The organism is Collinsella aerofaciens (assembly GCF_015558785.1).
In the GTDB taxonomy this organism is placed as follows: Bacteria; Actinomycetota; Coriobacteriia; order Coriobacteriales; family Coriobacteriaceae; genus Collinsella; species Collinsella aerofaciens_P.
In genome coordinates, this window is record NZ_JADMOP010000008.1 from 71,065 (window position 1) to 92,089 (window position 21,025).

Here is a 21,025-nt window from a genome sequence, read left to right on the forward strand (position 1 = left end):
GGTCCGTGTCCGTTGTAAAGCCTTGCATTGACGATCTTCTGGAGAAGACCGATCACAACCGCTTCCTGCTCGCTTCGCTTGCCTCCAAGCGCGCCTGCGACATCAATAGCATGCTGCGTGGCCAGCACAACCGCGTGCTTGCCGTCCAGGATGTCGATGACATCACCATCGGGCTTTCCGGTGCCGATACCATCTCGATGGCTATGGACGAGATTGTCGACGGCGACATCTCTTACGACGAGGCCCGTTACGAGAAGGCGCTCGGCCACAAGGTTGCTGAAGCCTAAATGGCGGCTCGCGTCTGCCTGGTCCACTATCACGAGGTTGGACTGAAGGGTAAGAACCGCGCACATTTTGAGCATATCCTCATGGATAACATCAAGGCGGCCTTGGCCGCCTTTTCCGTGAATGCCGTGTCTCGAATTTCCGGTTATATCCTCGTGACCTTTAACGAGCATCAGGCCGATGAGGCGGCGCGTGTCATTCGCACCGTTCCCGGCGTTGCCCGTGTATCTTTGGCGTATCACACTAACCGCGACCCGCAGGAGTACTGTGCCGCCGCCGTCAAGGCGCTGCGCGAGTTTGGTCCTTTCGATTCGTTTAAGGTGCACGCCAAGCGCTCCAATATCGACTATGAGCTCACCTCGATTGATATCAATCGTCAGGTGGGCGAGGTACTGTGCGAGGCCTTCCCCGATAAAAAGGTTCAAATGCACGACCCCGATGCGATGGTGCACGTACTGGTGGTCCAGGGTAGCGTCTACGTGTATGCGCGCTCCGAGCGTGGCGTGGGCGGTCTGCCGGTGGGTTCTGCCGGCAAGGTCGTGACGCTGTTGTCGTCGGGTATCGATTCTCCGGTGGCGACCTGGATGCTCGCGCGTCGCGGCGCGGTGTGCGTGCCGGTACATTTCTCCGGTCGTCCGCAGACGCCCGATACGAGCGAGTATTTGGTGCAGGACATCATCCGTGCGCTTGAGCCGGGTGTCCAGATCGGCCGCCTGTACGTGGTGCCGTTTGGCGACTGCCAGCGTGAGATTTCGGTCACCTGTCCCAGCAACCTGCGCGTGATTATGTATCGCCGCATTATGTATTCGGTTGCCGAGCGCATTGCACACATCGAGGGTGCCAAGGCTATCGTTACGGGCGAATCACTTGGGCAGGTTGCCTCCCAAACGCTTGAGAACATCATGGCCGTCAACGAGGCCGTGAAGATCCCCGTGTTCCGTCCTCTCATCGGTTCGGACAAGCAGGAGATCATCGCGCGCGCCGAGGAGATCGGCACGTTCGATATCTCGACTGAGGCCGCTCCCGACTGCTGCACGCTATTTATGCCGCGCCGTCCCGAGACGCACGCTAAACTCGATGCCGTGCATGAGGCCTGGGAGTTGTTCGATCACGAGGAGATGATCGAGCGCCTGCTCAAACAGACCGAGTACATCGACTTCGAGAGCAACACGTATAAGGCCCCCAAGACCTTAAAACGCAAACATTCGGAGCTTGCTCCGCGTGAGATTTACCAAGATCACGAGTAAATTTGTGCATAGACCGACGATGCGCCTGCATCGTCGGTCTTTTGCTATCTGGGCATTTTGCGGCTAAGTGTTCATTTGCTGACGTGTGCCTGAATAAATGGACAGATTTGTGCAAGGTTTTGGTCGGTTTTTGGTTTGACCGCTAAAACCGGTTTTGGAGCGTAGCTGTTGCGGAGTTCCTTTCCTGACACGATGGTGTTGGGAGGTTTTGCTATGGCGCAGCGCGAACAACACGAACGGGTCAAAAAGATGGACCGCTTGGCGGACAAGCTGTTCGGTCATAAGGCGGTGGTCGTGGCGATACTGGTCGTCATTGCGATGGCGAGCGGCTTGGCGATGGCGAACCTTGGCGGCGGTGCCGGCGGCGTGTCGTTTGAGCGCACTGACGGTTCAGACTCGTTGGTGGAGCCGGGATCCGGCGATGCCTCGAGCGGAAAGACATCCGAAGGCTCTTCGTCTAAGGCGTCTGCCGCGGCAGAAGTCTATGTCGATGTTGATGGCGCTGTTGTGTCGCCCGGTGTATACAGGCTCAAAGACGGCGCGCGGGTGGCTCAGGCGATTGATGCCGCCGGCGGGCTGGCGCCTGAGGCAGACGTTACGGGGCTCAATCGGGCATCTAAGGTCGTCGATGGACAGAAGATTCACGTTCCAACGGTAGGGGAGCAGCAGACGTCCATTGCGGAAGCCGGTGTTGATGGTGGGGCTTTCGCATCATCGGGCGTGAGTGGCGCAACAGGCCTAGTAAATATCAATACGGCAAGCGCGGCAGAACTGCAGACGCTCTCGGGCACGGTCCCTCCATGGCACAGTCGATTATCGATGAGCGGACAAAGAACGGTGCTTTTGCCTCGGTTGACGATCTGATGCGTGTATCGGGAATCGGCGAGAAGAAGCTTGCCAAAATCAAAGATTGCATCTGCGTATGAGTGCGACCGAGCGCGAGCATGTGATGCCTCCGCGGCCCCTGATGCCGTGGACGATGGCCCTGTGTGCCGGCATGTGCATGAGCTGCGCCTCGGTGCTCAACGTGGCCGCTGATGCGCTGCTGAGGGAGCAGGCGCCGGCGGTCGGGCTGCTATGGGCCATTCCCGTTGCGACGACGGTATTCGTTGTGCTGGCTCAATCTTGTGCGCGGCTTGCCCCTTTGAAGCGGTGGTTGTATGCCGCGTCCGTCGGTCTCGTGGCGGGAGCGGTCGTCTCGGCGTGGTGGGCTGTGGGTGCGCTCAGCGCCTCGAAGGCGCTCGACGGTCGAGCGGCAAGCGGCCTCGAGTTTATCGTGCAGGGCGATCCATCCATAAACGACGACGTGTATTCCTATACCTGCGAGGCACGCGCGGACGGTAAGAACTTGGCAACGGTTCGCCTATCGTGCGACCGCGAGCTCAAGGTCGGGGCGTACGTGCGTGTTATCGGTCGCGTTTCACGTTTTGAGAACGATGCGTATGGACGATCGCGCGTGCTCCGAGGCGAGGTGCGCAAGGTTAAAGTCGTTCGGATTGTGTCGGCCGATGAGGGCTCTCCGGGACCGCTGCTTCGGCTGCGAAATGGGCTGCTTGCGTCCATCGCGCCTGCGACCGACCCGGCGCGTGCACTCATAGCCGGTGTCGTCTGCGGTCGTTCGGCCGAACTGCGCGCCCAGCCGGCGGGCGACTGGTTTTCGGTAGCGGGAACGGCGCATCTTATCGCCGTCTCGGGCAGCCATTTGGCTATCGTGGGATTTGTAATCGAGGGTGTATTGCAAAAGACTCGCTGCTCACGTGGTGTTCAGCGGGCGATATTGGCGATGGCGCTTGTGGGCTACACTGCCTTTACGGGCGCGTCTCCCTCGGCCGTGCGCGCGTGCTGCATGGTGTTCGCGACGCTTGTCGTAAACGGCGCGGGGCGTCGCCGGCACGGCGCATCGGCACTCTTCGTAACCATGTCCATCTTTGTGCTACTGCGGCCGACGGTGCTGTTCGAGATGGGCTTTCAGCTCTCGTGTGCCAGCGTCTTAGCCATTCTGTGCTTTTGCCCCTATGCGACCTACGCTTTGGGTGAGCTGGGTGTGCCATCGGGCGTTGCCAACATACTTTCCGTCACGCTGTGCTCGCAACTGGCAACACTTCCCATTACCATTCCTGCCTTCGGTACGTTCTCGCTCATTGCTCCGCTGGCAAATGCAGTCATCGGTCCGGTGGTGAGCGTACTGCTTGCTGTGTCGATCGTGCTGGTTCCCTTTTCGCTCGTGGAACCGTTGCGGATTTGGGCGCTCGTTGTGCCCATGGTTGCCGCCCGTTGCGCACTGTTCTTCGAGCAACTGTTTGCCGCCGTGCCTGGTGTATCTGTGAGTGTGCCGCCCGATAGCATGTGGATTTACCTAGTGCCGTGTTTGCTGGCGGTTCTGTTGGTCTGGTGGCCGCGTCCCCGTGCACGTCCTATGGCGGTGGGGCTTTCATGCCTGGTGCTCTTGGCTGCGATTCCGTACGTCTACTGGGATCGATTCGCTCCGCCTTCGGTGACGGTGCTCGATGTGGGCCAGGCGGATGCGATTCTTATCCGCCAGGGCGACGCATTAGCACTCGTCGACTGCGGGCTCGATGAGCGCGTGGTAGCGGCGTTGGTTCGCAATAACGTGCACCATATCGATGCCGTCTTTGTGACGCATTGGGATGAGGATCACTGGGGTGGTCTACCTGCCGTGCTCGAACAGTTTTCGGTCGGAACGATTGCCGTGGCGGCGGATGCGTTGGAGGATGCTCCTGCCGAGGTATTGAATCGACCTGGCGTTGAGTATCGGCAGGTGCGCCGTGGGGATACGGTCGACATCGGCTCATTTTGTGCCCGCGTGATGTGGCCGTTCGAGTCCGTAGATGGCGAGGGAAATGAGGACTCGCTTGTCCTGCTACTCTCTTATGTTCAGGAAGGCAAGAGCCTGCGTATGCTCCTCACTGGTGATGCCGAGCTCGACCAAGAACGGGAATTCGTGCAGGAGGTGGGGGATATCGATGTCCTTAAACTTGGGCATCACGGCTCCAAGGTTTCAGTCGATGGTGAGTTGCTGGATGTCCTGAGACCCGAGCTTTCCCTCGCGAGCGCCGGCAAGGGGAATCGATACGGTCATCCGTCGGATGCCTGCATCGATGCCGTTCAGGAAGCGGGCGGTGCGTTCGCATGCACCATCGAACATGGTGATATCACCATCAGCCCGACCGCAAAGGGCTTTGCGATGCGATGCCAGCGACCGTGACGATGTCGATGGCGTGTGGTGGGCCCCTGGGCTAGAATGGCACGGAACGAATACGAAGGCCTGCGGGAGGGGAGCGTAATGTCCGAAACCGGTCTGCTGCCGGCATATCTGATCGTCGGTACCGACGGCGTCAAGCGCGATCACGCCGTCTCGCGTATGAAGGCGCGTCTGGAAAAGTCGGGAATGGTCGAGTTCAACCTCGACGAGCGCGACATGACCAAGGACCCCGATATCGAGTCCATTATCGGATCGCTTAACACCTTTCCGATGGGCAGCGAGTTTCGCTTGGTAATCCTTGATGGCTGCTCAAAGCTCGCTAAGGCGGTCTCGGAGTCGCTTGTCGACTATCTGGCGAGTCCCAGCCCCACGACGGTCTGCCTCATCATCGCCGACTCGCTTGCCAAGAACACGCGCCTGTATAAGGCGATCGCCAAAATCGACAAGAAGGCCGTGATCGATTGCTCCGGCACCAAGCGCTGGGAGTTACCGCGCCGCGTGCAACAGATGGCGACGCAGCACGGCAAGTCGATCTCGACGGCGGCCGCCGAGGAGCTCGTTTCGCGTTCGGGTGAAAACACTCGCATGCTCGATAACGACTTGGCTAAGCTTGCCCAGATGGTCGAGGCGCCCCAGATTGAGCTTGCCGACGTTGAGCGCTGGATTGTACGAACGGCCGAGGTTCAACCCTGGGACTTTCTCAATGCGGTCTCGGCCCGTGACATGCGCCGTTCGCTCGAGCTCTTCAATCTAATGCCCGCCAAGAGCTACGTGTGGACGTACACATTGCTGTGCGGCCGCATTCGCGAGCTTATCGTTGCCAAGGCGCTCGATGCGCGCGGACAGGGTCGTGAGCTGGCCGCAACGCTCAAACTCCAGTCCTGGCAGGTCAAGAATCACCTGACCTGGGCACGTCGCTTTTCGATGGCAGAGCTCGTCGCAGCGCTCGAGGGTGCCGTTGATGTGGAGCTCGCGCTCAAGGGTTCGGCCGATTCTCAGACCGCGCTTTTGCTCTGGATTACGAACATCTTGAGATAATCGTGATGATACCTGCCTATTTGACAAATTCGTTCTATCCCTTTGAGGGGGAGCGTGCTATAGTAGGCGCTTGCATGACCTCACCGTGTCTCAGAGGTGTCATACATTTTTTGCAAGGAACTCGAAAGGAACTCCAGAAGTGGCAAACATCAAGTCTCAGAAGAAGCGTATCCGCACCAATGAGGCAGCTCGCATGCGTAACAAGGCTGTCAAGTCCGAGCTCAAGACGCTGACCAAGCACGTCCAGTCCGCCGTCGCCGAGGGCGACGCCGAGAAGGCCCAGGCTGCCCTCAAGACCGTCACCAAGCGTCTCGACATGGCTGCCGCCAAGCATGTTATCCACAAGAACCAGGCTTCCAACCGCAAGTCCGGTCTTGCCAAGCTCGTGAACAGCATCAACGCCTAAGTTGTAAATTTCACACCACACAGATTACGCGCATAAATGGAGCCTGTTTTATGGAACAGGCTCCATTTTTTGTACCGCTCGGGTAAGATAGTCCGCATGAATACTTCAATTGACATTTCCCACATCCGCAACTTCTCAATCGTTGCGCACATCGACCATGGCAAGTCCACGATCAGCGATCGCATCCTCGAGCTCACCCATACCGTCGACGAACGCGACATGGAGTCGCAGCTGCTCGACACCATGGATATCGAGCGCGAGCGCGGCATCACGATCAAGTCCAATGCCGTTCGCGTGTCCTATGACGCCGACGATGGCGAGACGTATCAGTTCAATCTGATCGATACGCCGGGCCACGTGGACTTTACCTATGAGGTCTCGCGCTCGCTGGCAGCCTGTGAGGGCGCGGTGCTCGTTGTCGACGCCACGCAGGGCGTCGAGGCGCAGACCGTCTCCAACGCGACGCTCGCCATGAACGCCAATCTGGACATTGTGCCGGCCATCAACAAGATCGACCTGCCCTCGGCCCATCCCGACGAGGTTAAGACCGAGATCGAGGATGACCTGGCGATCCCTGCCGATGATGCCGTGTGCGTCTCGGGCAAGACCGGCGAGGGCATCCACGATCTGCTGGAGTCCATTGTCTTTTTGATCTCTCCGCCCAAGGGCGATGCGAACGCGCCGCTCAAGGCACTCATTCTGGATTCGTACTTCGACGAGTATCGTGGCGTCGTCGCCACGGTGCGCATCTTTGACGGCTCCATCAAAAAGGGCGATACCCTGCGCATGATGCAGGCAAAGGGCGACTTTTTGGTCGATGGCGTGGGCGTCAAGCGTCCCGCCGAGACCCCGGTCGACGCGCTCACGGTCGGCGAGGTCGGATACGTGGTCACGGGCCTGAAGGACCCCGAGGCCGTTCGCGTGGGCGATACCCTCACGTGGGCGTCGAATCCCTGCCCCGAGCCGCTTCCCGGCTACCGCGAGGCCAAGCCCATGGTCTATACGGGCCTGTTCCCGATCGATAACAAGGACTACGAGAACCTGCGTGACGCGCTCGATAAGCTGCACGTCAACGACCCGTCGTTGGTGTGGGAGCCCGAGACCTCGGTGGCGCTCGGCTTTGGCTTCCGCGTGGGCTTCTTGGGCCTGCTGCATATGGAGGTCGTCAAGGAGCGCCTGGAGCGCGAGTTCAATCTTGACCTCATTGCCACGAGCCCCTCGGTGGACTATCACGTCTACAAGACTGACGGCGAGATGATTGATGTCCGCAGCCCGCAGGATCTGCCCGAGGCTACGCGCATCGAGCGTATCGAGGAACCCTACCTCAAGGCCAAGATTATCTGCCCGCCCGAGTATACGGGTGCCGTCATGCAGCTCGCTATCGAGCACCGCGGCATTACTACCGACATGATTCATCTCACGAGCAAGTCGGTCGAGATGCGCTTTGATATGCCGCTCGCCGAGCTCATCTTGGACTTCTTTGACCAGCTCAAGAGCCGTACCAAGGGCTATGCCTCGCTCGACTACGAGTTCAACGAGTATCGTCCCTCCGAGCTCGTCAAGCTCGATATCTTGCTTTCGGGCGACGAGGTGGACGCGCTGTCGTTTATCGTCCACAAGGACAAGGCCTACGGTCTTGCCCGCGGCCTATGCGACAAGCTCAAGGAGATTATTCCGCGTCAGCTGTTCGAGGTGCCCATCCAGGGTGCTATCGGCAACAAGATCATTGCCCGCTCCACCGTCAAGGCGCGTCGCAAGGACGTGCTTGCTAAGTGCTACGGCGGCGATATTTCGCGTAAGCGTAAGCTGCTCGAGAAGCAGAAAGAGGGCAAGAAACGCATGAAGGCCATCGGCTCGGTCGAGGTCCCGCAGGAGGCCTTTATGGCGATCCTCAAGGTGGACGAGTAGGTCTATGGCGCTTTCTGAATACAGCAAGCGGCTGCTGGGCGCCTATGCCGAGCAGCCGTTCCTTATGGCTCCCATGGCGGGCGTGACCGACCCTGCCTACCGCATCATGTGTCGTCGCCGCGGTGCCAACCTTGCCTACAGCGAGATGGTGAGCGTGGCGGGCCTTGCCTATGCCAGCAACAAGACCTGGCGCCTGGTGCTACCGGCCGACGAGGAGCAGCAGATTTGCGTGCAGCTCTTTGGCTCCAAGCCCGATCAGTTTGCGAGTGCCGTCGCCGCCGTCGAGGAGCGTGTGGGCGATCGCCTGTCGCTCATCGATATCAACATGGCCTGTCCTGCCCGCAAGGTTGTCACCAAGGGCGAGGGCTCGGCGCTCATGCGCACGCCCGACCTGGCGGAGAAGATCGTCGAGGCCACGGTGGGTGCGGCGCACGTGCCCGTGACCGTAAAGATCCGCAAGGGCTTTTACGCCGAGGACCGTAATGCCGCGACGTTTGCCCAGATGCTCGAAGGTGCCGGTGCCGCCGCGGTGGCGGTGCATGGTCGTTGCGCCACGCAGCTCTACACGGGCCAGGCGGATTGGTCGGTCGTCGATGAGGTCGCAGATGCCGTCGAGATTCCCGTGATCGGTTCGGGCGATGTGTTCTCGGCCGAGGACGCTGCTGAGCATCTGCAAGGCTCGGGTGCCAGCGCGGTGTTTATCGCGCGCGGCATCTACGGCAATCCGTGGGTGTTCGGCGATGCTCGCGCCCTTGCGCTCGATGGCACGCCGGTGCCGGCGCGCAGTTCCGTCGAGCGCCTGGACGCCCTGCGTGAGCACCTAACGCTGACGCATGAGCTCCTGCCGCTCATGTCGCGTGCCCGTACGTACGCAAGCTGGTACTTAAAAGGCATGCCCCATGCCGCCGCTTGGCGTGCCCATGTGGTGCGCTGTTCCACTTACGAGGAGTTTATGGCGCTGGTCGATGAGATCGAGCGCGATGTGGTGGCCTGCGAGGCTGCCCTTGCCGCCGGCGAATCGGTGCCCCCTCATCCGCTGGAGGCTTAAGGGTGGCCGTTACCGCACTGTACGTGCACGTGCCGTTTTGCGCCCAAAAGTGCCGGTACTGCGACTTTGACTCGCGCAGTTTTGCTCCGTGCGACCTGAGCGCTGCGCTCGATGTCTATTTTGAGCAGTTGTACGCGCGCCTCGATGCTTTTGGCAAGGCTGGGGCCCTCGACCAGATCCGCACCGTCTATGTTGGCGGCGGTACGCCGTCGCTGGCGGGGGAGCGCCTGGTGGAGCTGGCGCGGCGTATTCGTGCGTGGTGCGCCCCCGTTGAGTTTACCTGCGAGGCCAATCCCGAGTCGCTGACCGCCGATCTTGCCACTGCACTTGTCAAGGTTGGTGTCACACGCGTCTCTTTGGGCGTGCAAACGCTCGATAACACCGAACTTACTGCCATCGGCCGTATTCACGATGCCGATCGGGCGCTCGCTGCCATCTCGACGGTCAAGAACGCTGGGCTTGACGTGTCGTGCGACCTTATGTGCGGACTTCCCGGGCAGACCGCAGTGAGTTGGAAGCGCACGCTCGATGGCGTGCTGGCGGCGGCTCCGCATCATGTGTCGGTCTACCCGCTCACGCTTGAGGAGGGGACGCCCCTTTATCGCATGGCGTGCCGCGACGAGTCGCTCGAGCCTGATGAGGATTTTCAGGCCGCATGCATGGACGTGGCACGCGAGCTCCTGGGTGCCGCCGGCTATCACCCGTATGAGGTGGCGAGCTACGCGCTCGACGGCTATGAGTGCGCCCATAACATTGCCTACTGGACCGGACGGGGCTACCTGGGCCTGGGTCGTTCTGCCGCGGGCATGCTCGACGCCGAGGATTTCGACCGTCTTGCGGGTTTGTTCCCCGGCGTGTCTTCTCGAGGCGATGCGTACCGCGTGCGTCTGGTGCAACGTGACGATGACGCGACGGCGTTCGAGGCCGAATATCTCTCGCAGCGCGAGGCCGCGGCCGAAGACCTGATGCTCGCTTGTCGCATGACGCGCGGTGTCGCGTCCGACCTGTTGGTTCGCGCGGTTCGTGTCATCCCAACAGGCGAGCTGGCAGCTGCCTGCGATCGCACGCTCGAATTGGGTCTTGCCACTTGGGTGCCCGAGACGCTCGGGGTCCATGAGGGACCCTTCACTTCGGCAGATGTCGTCGCGGGCCATGTTCGAGCTCGTCTGGCGCCGACACACCTGGGCTGGCTCGATGGAAATGTTCTGTTCGAGCTGTTTTGGGATCTAGCTTAGGCCGCTCGGGTAGAATTACCGGAATATATACGCTGCTGTGAGCAGGAGGTTGCCGCGCATGGCGACGATGAACGAAAAAGATTACTACGAGATTCTGGGCGTCTCCAAGGACGCCACCTCGCGTGATATTCAAAAGGCCTTTCAGCAAAAGGCCCGCAAGCTCCATCCGGACGTCAACAAAGAGCCGGATGCCGAGGAAAAGTTTAAAGAGGTTTCCGAGGCCTACGCCGTGCTTTCGGATGAGCAAAAACGTGCGCGCTACGACGCCATGCGTTCGGGCAATCCCTTTGCCGGTGCTCCTACGGCTTCGCCCTATGGTGGCGGCTACGCCGGCAGCACGGGTTATGGCAATCCTTTTGAGGGCGGCTTTCCCTTTGGTGGCGCCTGGGGCCAGCAGCGTCGTGGGCAGGCTGCCTATAATCCCGAGAACGGTGCCAACGTGGTCGTCGATATCAAACTCGACGCCAAGGAGGCCAAGGGCGGTGCCCGCAAGACCGTCCGCTACACGCGCTTCGATACCTGTAACAACTGCGGCGGTTCGGGCTCCGTTTCGTCTGAGCATGCCCATACCTGCCCGAGCTGCGGTGGCCGCGGCCACATCGACGTCGACCTGTCCTTCCTGTTTGGTGCGGGTACGTTCCAGTCGGTCTGCCCCGAGTGCGGCGGTTCCGGTAAGGTCGTGGCCGACCCCTGCCCTGATTGCGGCGGCAGCGGTCGTACTCGCGTAACCTCCGAGCAGACGATTGAGTTTCCTGCCGGCACGCACGATGGCGACGAGGTCCGCATTGGCGGCATGGGTCATGCTGGCACCAACGGTGCCGCGGGCGGCGATCTGGTCGGCCGCGCCCATGTTGAGGCCGAGCGCTTGGAAGGCAAAGCTCGTACCGGTTTTTACCTGATGGGCATCGTGGCGCCGTTTTTGGTACTCTCGGCCATCTCGGGCGTGTTCTCGGCCTTTGCCATGATGTGCTTTATTCCGTTTGCCATGGGCCTGTTCATGGTGCTTTCGGACGGCGTGCTTCATCGCAGCCTGCTGTGGTGGAAGCGCGGCGCGATGCAGTTTGCCAACGGTTTTGCCAACGGCTTCATGTTCGCGCTCGTGTCGGTTTGGTTCGCGAGCTGTTCGCAACGGGCCATGCTTTCGCCGTACCAAATGCAATAACATCAAACCCTCTGTTTGCGGTCGGCCCTGCTTGGGTATAGGACGCACTGTGACAATAATGAAAGTCGGAAGGATTCGGTCGTGTCGGAAAATAGGGATTACTACGAGGTGCTTGGCGTCGACAGGGATGCCGACGCGCGGACGATTAAGCGTGCGTTTCTAAAGAAGGCCCGTACCGTACATCCGGATGTTTCGGACGACCCCGAGGCCGAGGCCAAGTTCAAGGAGCTCAACGAGGCCTATTCCGTTCTTTCCGATGAGCAGAAGCGTGCTAACTACGACCGTTACGGCACTGCCGACGGCCCTGGTGGTTCGGGCTACGTCGATATCAACGATATCTTTGGTGGCATGGGCATGGACGACTTGTTCTCGTCGTTCTTTGGCGGCGGTGCCGGCGGTGGCGCCCGCAGCCGTCGTGAGCGTCGTCGCGGACGTGATATGGCCATCTCGCTTTCGGTGACGCTCGAGGAGGCGGCGCTCGGCTGCAAAAAGACGATCAGCTATGACCGCCTTGCTCCTTGCGAGGACTGCAACGGCACCGGTAGGGCAGAGGGCGCACAGGAAAAGCAGTGCGGCCGATGCCACGGTACGGGCTATGTCACGACGGTTCAGCGATCGTTTTTGGGCCAGGTTCAGTCCTCTTCGCCTTGCCCCGACTGCCATGGCGAGGGCACGGTCATCGACCATCCCTGCGAGACCTGCGACGGTCAGGGCCGCACGCCTTCGCATGAAAAGATCGACATCGATATTCCTGCCGGCGTTTCGACCGGTCGCCAGCTGCGTGTGAACGGCTTTGGCGAGGCCGGTCTTCGCGGCGAGCCTTCGGGCGACCTGATTGTCAACGTGCGCGTTGCCGACCATGAGCGCTTTAAGCGCAACGGGGACGACCTGTACCTGGTGAGCGATATCTCGATTGCGCAGGCTGCGCTCGGCTGCGAGATCGAGGTTGAGGGCATTATGCCCGACGAGGTCGTTAAGGTGACGGTTCCCGCCGGCGCCCAGTACGGCGACACCGTGAGCGTCAATAATTATGGCATGCCGCGCATTGGCGGTGGCGGTTCGCGTGGCCGCCTGATCGTGCAACTGCGCGTGGTCGTTCCCACCAATCTTTCCAATAAGCAGCGCGAGCTGCTCCGTGCTTTTGCCGATGAGATGGGCGATGACGTCGCTTCCGGTAAGAAGTCGGTGACCGACCGTATCAAGAGTGCCCTCGACGATATCCTCGATTAAGGAGCCCGCGTGCTCGCACCCCATATTTCCGTCGTCAACCTCGGCTGCCGTGTCAACCGGGTAGAGTCTGACCGTATCACTGCCGATCTTATGCGCCTGGGCTTTGCTATTGTGGAGCCCCAGGATGCCGATCTGATCGTCATTAACACCTGTGCCGTTACGGGCGAGGCCGAGGCCAAGACCCGTAAGGCCGTTCGTCATGCGCTGGCCCATCCAAACGAGCCCTATGTGCTTGTGACCGGTTGCGTGGTCAATTTACATCCCGAGGAGTTGCTGGAGCTCTCCGATCGCGTGATCGCCGAGCCGTCCAAGATTGACGTCGCCGAGCGCGTCTGCGAGGTGCTGGGTGTCGAATCAGATAGCGTTCCCGCCTGCAGCGATGGCGAGGTGGTCGATGCGCTCGGTCGCTCTCGCTTGGGCGTGAAGATTCAGGACGGCTGCAACCATCGCTGCACCTATTGCATTGTGTGGAAGGCACGCGGCCCCGAGCGCTCCGTGCCCGTCGAGTCCGTGCTCGAGCAAGTTCGCGAGGCCCAGGAGGCCGGCGTGCCCGAGGTGGTGCTGACCGGTGTGAACCTGGGTGCCTACGATGGCAAGAGCGCGACCGACGAGCATGTCGAAATCGATGAGCTGCTCGAGGCCATCATGGAGCGCACGTCTATTCCGCATGTGCGCATTTCCTCGGTCGAGCCCATGGATATCTCCGAGCGCCTGCTTAAGGTTATGGCGCGCTACCCGCAGCGTATCGCCCCGTTTTTGCACCTGCCCGTGCAGTCCGGCTGCACGGCGACCCTGCATCGCATGGGCCGTCCCTATAGCGCCGAGGCCTTTGAGGACACGGTGCGTATGATTCGCGCCAACTTGCCCCAGGCGTCCCTTTCGTGCGATGTCATCGTCGGTTTTCCTGGTGAGACGGACGAGGAGTTCGAGGAGTCGCTGGCGCTGTGCCGCCGTGTGGGTTTCTCGCGTATGCACGTGTTCCGCTACAGCAAGCGTCCCGGTACCCTTGCTGCCGACATGCCCGACCAGGTTCCGCCCGAGGTTATGGCCGAGCGCAGCCGCCGTATGCGGGCCGCTGCACAGGAGCTCGCTATTGCCGACGCTCGCCGTCGCTTGGGCACGGTCGAGCGTGCCGTGCTCGAGTATGGCGACAACCTGACGCTCGGCTCGTTCCATCATGCCCGTCTTGACGATACCTGTGGACTTACAGCCCCGTGCCTGCTCGATGTTGCTATCATCGGAGTCGATGATTCCGGCTTGGTCCATGCACGCAGGGAGGTTCATGGAAGCCTCGAAGATTAGACTTACCGTTCCCGAGGGAATTGATCCCTTGCGCGTTTTGGGCGCCGGCGACGGCGTCCTTCGTGCGCTCGAGAGCTTGGTTCGCGCTCATGTGGTCGCCCGTGGTGATAGCATCTCCGTGAGCGGCGACCCGGACGAGGTCGAACTCGTGGCGCGCTTTTTCGAGCACGCTTTTCGCGAGGCGGCCGCCGGGCGCACGCTGTCTGCCGACGATGTCTCTCGCTGCCTGGCTGTCTTGCGCGACGGTGAGCACGAGGCTACGTCGCTTCGCGATGACGTGCTGCTTTCGTATCGCGGCCGCGTCATTCGTCCCAAGACGCTCGGGCAAAAGCGCTATGTGGATGCCATCCGCTCGCATACCATCACGTTTGGCTTGGGTCCTGCCGGTACCGGTAAGACCTATCTGGCTATGGCGCTCGCCGTTGCCGCGCTCAAGCGTCACGAGGTGGGCCGTCTGATCTTGACGCGTCCGGTTGTCGAGGCGGGGGAGAATCTGGGCTTTTTGCCCGGCACCCTCGAGGAAAAGATCGATCCCTACATGCGTCCGCTTTACGACGCCCTTTTTGACATGATGGATCGCGAGCGCACCGATGAGCTTATGGAGCGCGGCGTGATCGAGATCGCCCCGCTTGCCTACATGCGCGGACGCACGCTGAGTGATGCCTTCGTGGTGCTCGACGAGGCGCAAAATACCACGCCCGAGCAGATGAAGATGTTCCTGACACGCCTTGGGTTCAACTCCAAGTTTGTGATTACCGGCGACCTGAGCCAGCGTGACCTGGTGGGTCGTCGTGGTGGCTTGGCGGATGTCGAGAAGATTTTGGGCCGTGTCGATGATGTCGCATTTTCGCACCTCGAGCGTGCCGACGTGGTGCGCCATGCCTTGGTGGGACGTATCGTCGAGGCATACGATACTTATGATGATGTGCGCGAGAAGCGCGTACGTGACTGAAAGGAGTCCCGTTGAGTGTATTGATCAGCAACGATGCCGAGCTCGATACGCTGCTCGACGCGCAGGAGGTGGAGCACATCTGCGAGGTTGTGCTTGCCGCCGAGGGCGTTGAGCGTGAAGTCGAGATTTCCCTTTCGTATGTCGACGAGGACGAGATGCACGAGCTCAACCACGAGTGGCGCGGTATCGACCGTACCACCGATGTGCTCTCGTTTGAGTGCGACTCTGCCTTTGACGAGGACGTTCCCGCCGACGAGACGATCGAGCTCGGCGATATTATCTTGGCGCCGCAGGTTATCGCTCGCCAAGCTCCCGGTTTTGGTAACAGTCCCGCCGACGAGTGCCGGCTGATGCTTGTGCACGGTATGCTGCACCTGCTGGGCTATGACCACATCGCGGATGACGAGGCCGAGGTCATGGAGGCCCGTGAGGATGCCATCCTGCGCGATCTCGCGCTCGAGCGCGGCGAGGACCCCAAGTTGGTCCACGTCGGTCCTATCACCAACCATGCCCACGATTAGGAGCCGTCTATGATTCCCGGATCGAACAAGGACCATCCGTCCTTTTTAAAGTCGTTCTCCTACGCCATGGAGGGCTTTGTCACCGCTGTTAAAACCGAGCGTAACATCAAGGTCATGCTCGTGGCGGGCGTCTGTACCGTCATTGCCGGCTGCATTGTCGGCCTCGACATTGCCGAGTGGGCCACGGTTATCATCTGCTGTGGCCTGGTGATTCACGGCGAGCTGTGCAACACCGCTATGGAGGCTATCGTCGACCTAGCGACCCAGGAACTTCATCCGCTGGCGAAGCGCGCCAAGGATATCGCCGCCGCTTCCGTGTACGTTCTTTCCATCACCGCCGCGATTGTGGGCCTGCTGGTCTTTGCTCACGCGCTTGGCTTTATTTAGAAAGGGATTCCCATGTCCGACAATATGCAGCCTACCGATGAGATCCTGGACGACGAGACTTTGGACGCGGTGGATACCGAGGGGCTCGAGGATGTCGAGGAGTTCGACCCGTTTGAGGGCATGAGCGATGAGGAGCTCGACGCCCTGTGCGACGAGGATGACAACCTCGCGGGCTTTGGCGACGTTGAGCCTGGTTTCCGCAGCGGCTTCGTGGCCCTGGTCGGACGCCCCAACGCAGGCAAGTCCACATTGCTTAATGCCTGCTATGGCAAAAAGGTCGCCATCACCTCACCGGTGGCCCAGACGACCCGCCGCCGCATGCGCGCCGTCGTCAACCGTCCTGGCTACCAGCTGGTCTTTGTCGATACCCCGGGTATTCATAAGCCCAAGGACGGTCTGGGATCCGAGCTCAACAAGAGCGCGTTGTTCGAGCTGAACGATGTCGATGTCGTCGCGTTTTTGATTGATGCCACCAAGCCGATCGGCAGGGGAGACGCTTGGGTTGCCGAGCGCGTCAGATGCGCCCGTTCCAAGAAGGTCCTGGTGCTCACCAAGGCCGATGAGGCCGACCCCGCACAGGTCATGGAACAGCTCAAGGCCGCCCACGAGCTCATGGAATATGACGACGAGATTGTGACGTCATCGGTCAAGAACTTCAACGTCGATGCCTTTATCGAGACCGTTGCGCACTTTTTGCCCGAGGGTCCGCGTTGGTTCCCCGAGGACATGGGTACCGACGCTTCCGACGAGACCCTTGTGGCCGAGTTTGTGCGCGAGAAGGTTCTGCGCCGCACCCGTGACGAGATTCCGCACTCCGTGGGCGTGATCTGCGATGCGCTCGAGCGGACCAAGAAGGTGCTGCGCGTGCACGCCACCATTTACGTCGAGCGTGAGGGCCAAAAGGGCATCATCATTGGAAAGGGCGGCGAGATGATCAAACATATCGGCATCGACGCCCGTCGCGACCTTGAACGCATCTTTGGCACCCAGGTCTTTTTGGAGCTGGACGTGAAGGTCAAGGTCGGCTGGCGCGACGACGAGGCACAGATTCGCCGCTTTGGCTATAACGCCGAGGACTAAGGACGCGCGGCGCGCATGGCAGGCTCCCGGACATATCGCACGAGGGTACTCGTCCTCGACAAGACGAAGCTCAAAGAGACGGACTTGATTCTGACGATGCTTGACGAGCGGGGTCGGCAGGTTCGTGCCGTGGCAAAGGGCGCCCGCAAACCCGGTGGACGCCTGGCTGCGCGCTGCGAGCTGTTCTGTACCGTCGATATGCTGCTTGCGCATGGACGGTCACTCGACGTGGTTTCCCAGGCCGAGCTTATGGAGGCTCCGCTCGGCGCTGCGCCCGATTACGAGACGACCTGCGCTGCAAGCGCGATCGCCGAGGTCGCGCGCGTATGCTCGTTCGAGGACGCCGAGGACCCGTTTGCCTTTGCCATTACGCAGCGAGCACTTGCCCTGGTGGGCAGCGGGATCGACACGGCGCATATGGATCTACTTGTGGCGGCATATGTCTTTAAGCTGCTGTCGCACGTTGGCTATCGACCCGATTTTTCGGCCTGCGTGCTGTGCGGAGACCCCATGCTGTCGTATTTTTCGCCCCAGGCGGGCGGTCTTATGTGCGGGTCGTGCGCGTCGAGCGTTCCGGGTGCCGAGCTGGTGTCGACCGGTGAGGTCGCGTGGCTGCGCGCCCTCATGTCCATGACCTTCGATGCGCTCATGGCCGAGCGAATCGACCCTCATACGGCTGCGTTCTTGCTCGGGCTTTCGCATGTTTGGGCTGCGACGCACACCGATCAGCGCCTCCGTGCGATGGAATTCATGTTGGGTCGGTGATGATGCGCAGGCGCGGGCTGCTTGTGGTAACATACCGACCTGTTGGTACCTCGACCTTGGATGCTCGCTCCACCGGCGGCTTCCCAGTCCGAGGCGAATCGAGTCGCCCGCGGGCGACGTAAAATGAAAGGTGAAACAATGACTGTTTCCAAAGAGCGCAAGGCGGAGCTGACTGCCCAGTTCGGTAACACCCCGGTCGACACCGGCAACCCCAAGGTTCAGGTCGCCATCCTGACCGAGCGCATCAAGGAGCTGACCGAGCACATGAAGTCCCACCAGAAGGACTTCCACACCCGTCGTGGCCTGCTCATGCTCGTCGGCCGTCGTCGTCGTCTTCTCTCCTACATCAAGAAGAACGACATCGTCGAGTACCGTGAGCTCATCAAGGCTCTGGGCATCCGCGACAACATCCAGTAAGGATTTGTACATGCTAAGAGCGTCCTGCGCAGCGGGGCGCTCTTTTTGTGTAAGGGCGTGAACAATCACGCTCTGAAGCGTGGCGGGGGCAGGGGGCTCGCGTCACATGAGAAGCCCGCAGGCAAGGGGTCTGCGGGGTAAAGGAGAACAATGACACTCGTATCCAAGACCTTTGAGCTGTACGGCAAGACCTACACCTTTGAGTCGGGCGAGCTTGCCAAGCAGGCCACCGGCGCGTGCCTGGTCAAGCAGGGCGACACCACGATGCTCGACACCGTGGTCGTCTCCAAGGAGCGTAAGAACTACGACTTCTTCCCGCTGACCGTCGACTTCAACGAGAAGATGTACGCCGCCGGCCGCATCCCGGGTGGTTACCTCAAGCGCGAGGGCCGTCCCAGCGAGAAGGCCACGCTCACCGCGCGCATGATCGACCGCCCGATCCGCCCGAGCTTCCCGGACGGCTTCCGTAACGAGGTGCACATCGTCGCTACCTCACTCGTCGCTGACCAGGTCAACCCCTTCGACGTCATCAACGTCATGGGCGCCTCCTTGGCCATGACGCTCGGCGGCGTGCCCTTCGAGGGCCCGCTTGCCTGCGTGCGCATCGGCCGCAACGTGGAGACCGGCGAGTTTATCGTCAACCCCACCTATGAGGAGCGCGAGAACTCCGATCTGGACCTGGAGCTGGGCGGCTCTGCCAACTTCATCTCGATGGTCGAGGCCGGCGCCGAGGAGATCTCCGAGGACGACATGCTCGCCGCTATGAAGTTTGGCCAGGAGGCCCTTGCTGCCTTCTGCCAGGCTCAGGACGAGTTCGTCGCCGAGTGGGAGCAGGTCAACGGCGCCATCGTCAAGAAGGAGTACCCGCTCGACCAGCCCGTCGAGGAGGTCCAGGAGCGCATCTTCGCCCACTACGACGAGATGGCAGCCGCCCTTCGCGACGCCGACAAGCTCTCCCGTATCGGTAAGGTCGAGGCTCTGAAGGAGTCCATCCGCGCCGAGTTCACCGAGGAGGAGCAGGCCGCTTGGGAGCGCGAGATCCCCGTGGCGCTCAAGAAGCTCGAGAAGAAGGCCATGCGCACCATGGTCGTCGAGACCGGTGAGCGCGTCGACGGCCGTGCCACCGACGAGATCCGTCCCATCATGGTGAAGGACAACTACCTGCCGCTCGTTCACGGCTCCGGCCTGTTCCAGCGTGGCCAGACGCAGGTGCTTTCCGTCCTGTCGCTCGGCATGCTCAACGAGGGCCAGCGTCTGGATACCATCGAGCCCACCGAGGGCAAGCGCTACATGCACCACTACAACTTCCCGCCGTTCTGCACCGGCGAGACCGGCCGCATGGGCAGCCCCAAGCGCCGCGAGATCGGTCACGGCAACCTGGCCGAGCGCGCCCTGCTTCCGGTGCTTCCCGACGAGAACGAGTTCCCCTACGCCATCCGCGTCGTCTCCGAGGTCATGGAGTCCAACGGCTCCTCTTCGATGGCTTCGACCTGCGGCTCTACGCTCGCCCTTATGGACGGCGGCGTGCCCATTAAGCGCCCAGTCTCCGGTATCGCCATGGGCCTGATCCAGGAGGAGGGCAAGACCGTGGTCCTGTCCGACATCCAGGGTCTCGAGGACTTCCTGGGCGACATGGACTTTAAGGTCACCGGCACCACCGAGGGCATTACCGCCCTGCAGATGGACAACAAGGCGACCGGCCTCACCTTCGACATCCTGGCCCGCGCCCTGCAGCAGGCCAAGGAGGGTCGCGCCTTCATCCTGCAGAAGATGCTCGATGTGATCCCCGAGCCGCGCCACACCACGCGCAGCACCGCTCCGCGTATCGTCTCCATCCAGGTTCCGACTGATAAGATTCGCGACGTCATCGGTTCCGGCGGTAAGGTCATCCGCGGCATCCAGGACGAGACCGGCGCTTCGGTCGACATCCAGGAGGACGGCACCGTCTTTGTCGGCGGCACCGGCGAGTCCGTCGACCAGGCCGTCGAGCGCATCAAGCTCATCATCAAGGTTCCCGAGCCGGGCGAGGAGTACACCGGTCGCGTGGTCTCCATCCAGCCCTTCGGCGCCTTCGTCAACCTGCTGCCCGGCAAGGACGGCCTGCTGCACATCTCCCGCGTCGCCAAGGGCCGTGTGGAGAAGGTCGAGGACGTCCTCAACGTCGGCGACGAGGTCAAGGTCGTCGTCATCGAGGTCGACGATCGTGGCAAGATCTCGCTCGATCGTCTTGACAAGCCTGAGGCCCCGGCTCGCGCCGAGGGTGTCTCCGTGGGCGACGGCGAGCACTTCCAGCGCCGTGAGCGTCCGCGTCGCGAGCGCTCCGAGCGCAGCGACCGTCCGCGCCGTCCCGGTGACAACGGAGGCCGCAAGCCCCGCCGTCACCACGACGCCGAGTAACAGCCGTACATAAGCAGCTCAACAAGGGCGACTCCTAAGGGGGTCGCCCTTTTGCTATTCTCGGCGGGGCCGCAGGTAAAGTTTCCTGCTCTACAGTCCTGCTCGCACGGAGAGCACATTAAGTGCTCTCCGGCTCGTGCGGAACTCGCGATAAACTTTACCCGCGGCCCCCGCCGGGAATAGCAAAAGGGCTGGTTAGTGCGGGTTTCGATTTTGTCAGACAGTCTATTCAGTTATCTGAATTCAGATCTTTAGATAAACGCATGTGCGGCATTACCCCAGATAAAACCGACCAAAATAAACCTGTCCCTATTTGTCAGTTCTGGGGCCATCGGGGGCCGGGGCGGGTTAAGTTTGTCGCGAGTTCCGCACGCAAAGGAAAGCACTTAATGTGCTTTCCGTCTTGCGCAGGACTGTAGAGC

At 61.0% G+C, this 21,025-nt stretch carries 20 protein-coding genes; all 20 read left to right on the forward strand.

Features of this window, described 5'->3' with window-relative positions:
- The first annotated feature begins 5 nt into the window (after positions 1 to 5).
- Positions 6 to 287 (forward strand): DNA-directed RNA polymerase subunit omega, encoded by a 282-nt coding sequence (locus tag I2G40_RS05375; RefSeq protein WP_035138532.1) that lies wholly within the window; start codon positions 6 to 8, stop codon positions 285 to 287.
- Positions 288 to 1,532 (forward strand): tRNA uracil 4-sulfurtransferase ThiI, encoded by a 1,245-nt coding sequence (thiI, locus tag I2G40_RS05380; protein ID WP_195544415.1) that lies wholly within the window; start codon positions 288 to 290, stop codon positions 1,530 to 1,532.
- A 213-nt stretch (positions 1,533 to 1,745) separates the two neighbouring features.
- A complete protein-coding gene (locus tag I2G40_RS05385) occupies positions 1,746 to 2,396 on the forward strand; it encodes an SLBB domain-containing protein (protein ID WP_195544416.1) in 651 nt (216 codons plus the stop codon).
- Entirely contained in the window at positions 2,348 to 2,458 is a 111-nt protein-coding gene (locus I2G40_RS09830) for a ComEA family DNA-binding protein (protein WP_411266842.1), read from the forward strand. Before I2G40_RS05385 ends, I2G40_RS09830 begins: the two co-directional genes overlap by 49 nt.
- A complete protein-coding gene (locus I2G40_RS05390) occupies positions 2,455 to 4,758 on the forward strand; it encodes a DNA internalization-related competence protein ComEC/Rec2 (RefSeq protein ID WP_195544417.1) in 2,304 nt (767 codons plus the stop codon). Before I2G40_RS09830 ends, I2G40_RS05390 begins: the two co-directional genes overlap by 4 nt.
- 78 nt (positions 4,759 to 4,836) lie before the next feature.
- Positions 4,837 to 5,793, forward strand: coding sequence for a DNA polymerase III subunit delta (gene holA, locus I2G40_RS05395; RefSeq protein ID WP_195544418.1), 957 nt, complete (start codon positions 4,837 to 4,839; stop codon positions 5,791 to 5,793).
- Between the two features lie 139 nt (positions 5,794 to 5,932).
- A complete protein-coding gene (rpsT, locus tag I2G40_RS05400; RefSeq protein ID WP_022094714.1) occupies positions 5,933 to 6,199 on the forward strand; it encodes a 30S ribosomal protein S20 in 267 nt (88 codons plus the stop codon).
- Positions 6,200 to 6,295: 96 nt separating this feature from the next.
- Positions 6,296 to 8,107: a translation elongation factor 4 gene (gene lepA / locus I2G40_RS05405; protein WP_117770326.1), complete on the forward strand. Its 1,812-nt coding sequence runs from the start codon at positions 6,296 to 6,298 to the stop codon at positions 8,105 to 8,107.
- 4 nt (positions 8,108 to 8,111) lie between these two features.
- The gene (gene dusB / locus I2G40_RS05410) at positions 8,112 to 9,155 is read left to right on the forward strand and encodes a tRNA dihydrouridine synthase DusB (protein WP_195544419.1); all 1,044 of its coding nucleotides are present in this window, start codon (positions 8,112 to 8,114) and stop codon (positions 9,153 to 9,155) included.
- A 2-nt stretch (positions 9,156 to 9,157) separates the two neighbouring features.
- On the forward strand, positions 9,158 to 10,390 hold the full coding sequence (hemW, locus tag I2G40_RS05415; RefSeq protein WP_195544420.1) for a radical SAM family heme chaperone HemW: 1,233 nt from the start codon (positions 9,158 to 9,160) through the stop codon (positions 10,388 to 10,390).
- 58 nt (positions 10,391 to 10,448) lie between these two features.
- On the forward strand, positions 10,449 to 11,552 hold the full coding sequence (locus tag I2G40_RS05420; RefSeq protein WP_195544421.1) for a DnaJ domain-containing protein: 1,104 nt from the start codon (positions 10,449 to 10,451) through the stop codon (positions 11,550 to 11,552).
- A gap of 81 nt (positions 11,553 to 11,633) precedes the next feature.
- Complete coding sequence (dnaJ, locus tag I2G40_RS05425; protein ID WP_195544422.1) at positions 11,634 to 12,782, forward strand: molecular chaperone DnaJ; 1,149 nt, start codon at positions 11,634 to 11,636, stop codon at positions 12,780 to 12,782.
- Between the two features lie 9 nt (positions 12,783 to 12,791).
- The gene (locus I2G40_RS05430) at positions 12,792 to 14,084 is read left to right on the forward strand and encodes a MiaB/RimO family radical SAM methylthiotransferase (protein ID WP_195544423.1); all 1,293 of its coding nucleotides are present in this window, start codon (positions 12,792 to 12,794) and stop codon (positions 14,082 to 14,084) included.
- Positions 14,065 to 15,036, forward strand: a complete 972-nt coding sequence (locus I2G40_RS05435) for a PhoH family protein (RefSeq protein ID WP_195544424.1) — start codon at positions 14,065 to 14,067, stop codon at positions 15,034 to 15,036. The genes I2G40_RS05430 and I2G40_RS05435 overlap by 20 nt, the downstream gene beginning before the upstream one ends.
- 11 nt (positions 15,037 to 15,047) lie before the next feature.
- Positions 15,048 to 15,557 (forward strand): rRNA maturation RNase YbeY, encoded by a 510-nt coding sequence (gene ybeY / locus I2G40_RS05440; protein WP_195544425.1) that lies wholly within the window; start codon positions 15,048 to 15,050, stop codon positions 15,555 to 15,557.
- Positions 15,558 to 15,566: 9 nt separating this feature from the next.
- A complete protein-coding gene (locus I2G40_RS05445) occupies positions 15,567 to 15,944 on the forward strand; it encodes a diacylglycerol kinase family protein (RefSeq protein ID WP_195544426.1) in 378 nt (125 codons plus the stop codon).
- 12 nt (positions 15,945 to 15,956) lie between these two features.
- On the forward strand, positions 15,957 to 17,024 hold the full coding sequence (gene era, locus I2G40_RS05450) for a GTPase Era (protein WP_195544427.1): 1,068 nt from the start codon (positions 15,957 to 15,959) through the stop codon (positions 17,022 to 17,024).
- 15 nt (positions 17,025 to 17,039) lie between these two features.
- Complete coding sequence (gene recO, locus I2G40_RS05455; RefSeq protein ID WP_195544428.1) at positions 17,040 to 17,789, forward strand: DNA repair protein RecO; 750 nt, start codon at positions 17,040 to 17,042, stop codon at positions 17,787 to 17,789.
- A 138-nt stretch (positions 17,790 to 17,927) separates the two neighbouring features.
- Positions 17,928 to 18,206 (forward strand): 30S ribosomal protein S15, encoded by a 279-nt coding sequence (gene rpsO / locus I2G40_RS05460; protein ID WP_099431792.1) that lies wholly within the window; start codon positions 17,928 to 17,930, stop codon positions 18,204 to 18,206.
- A 150-nt stretch (positions 18,207 to 18,356) separates the two neighbouring features.
- Positions 18,357 to 20,603, forward strand: coding sequence for a polyribonucleotide nucleotidyltransferase (locus I2G40_RS05465; RefSeq protein WP_195544429.1), 2,247 nt, complete (start codon positions 18,357 to 18,359; stop codon positions 20,601 to 20,603).
- Positions 20,604 to 21,025: the final 422 nt, after the last annotated feature.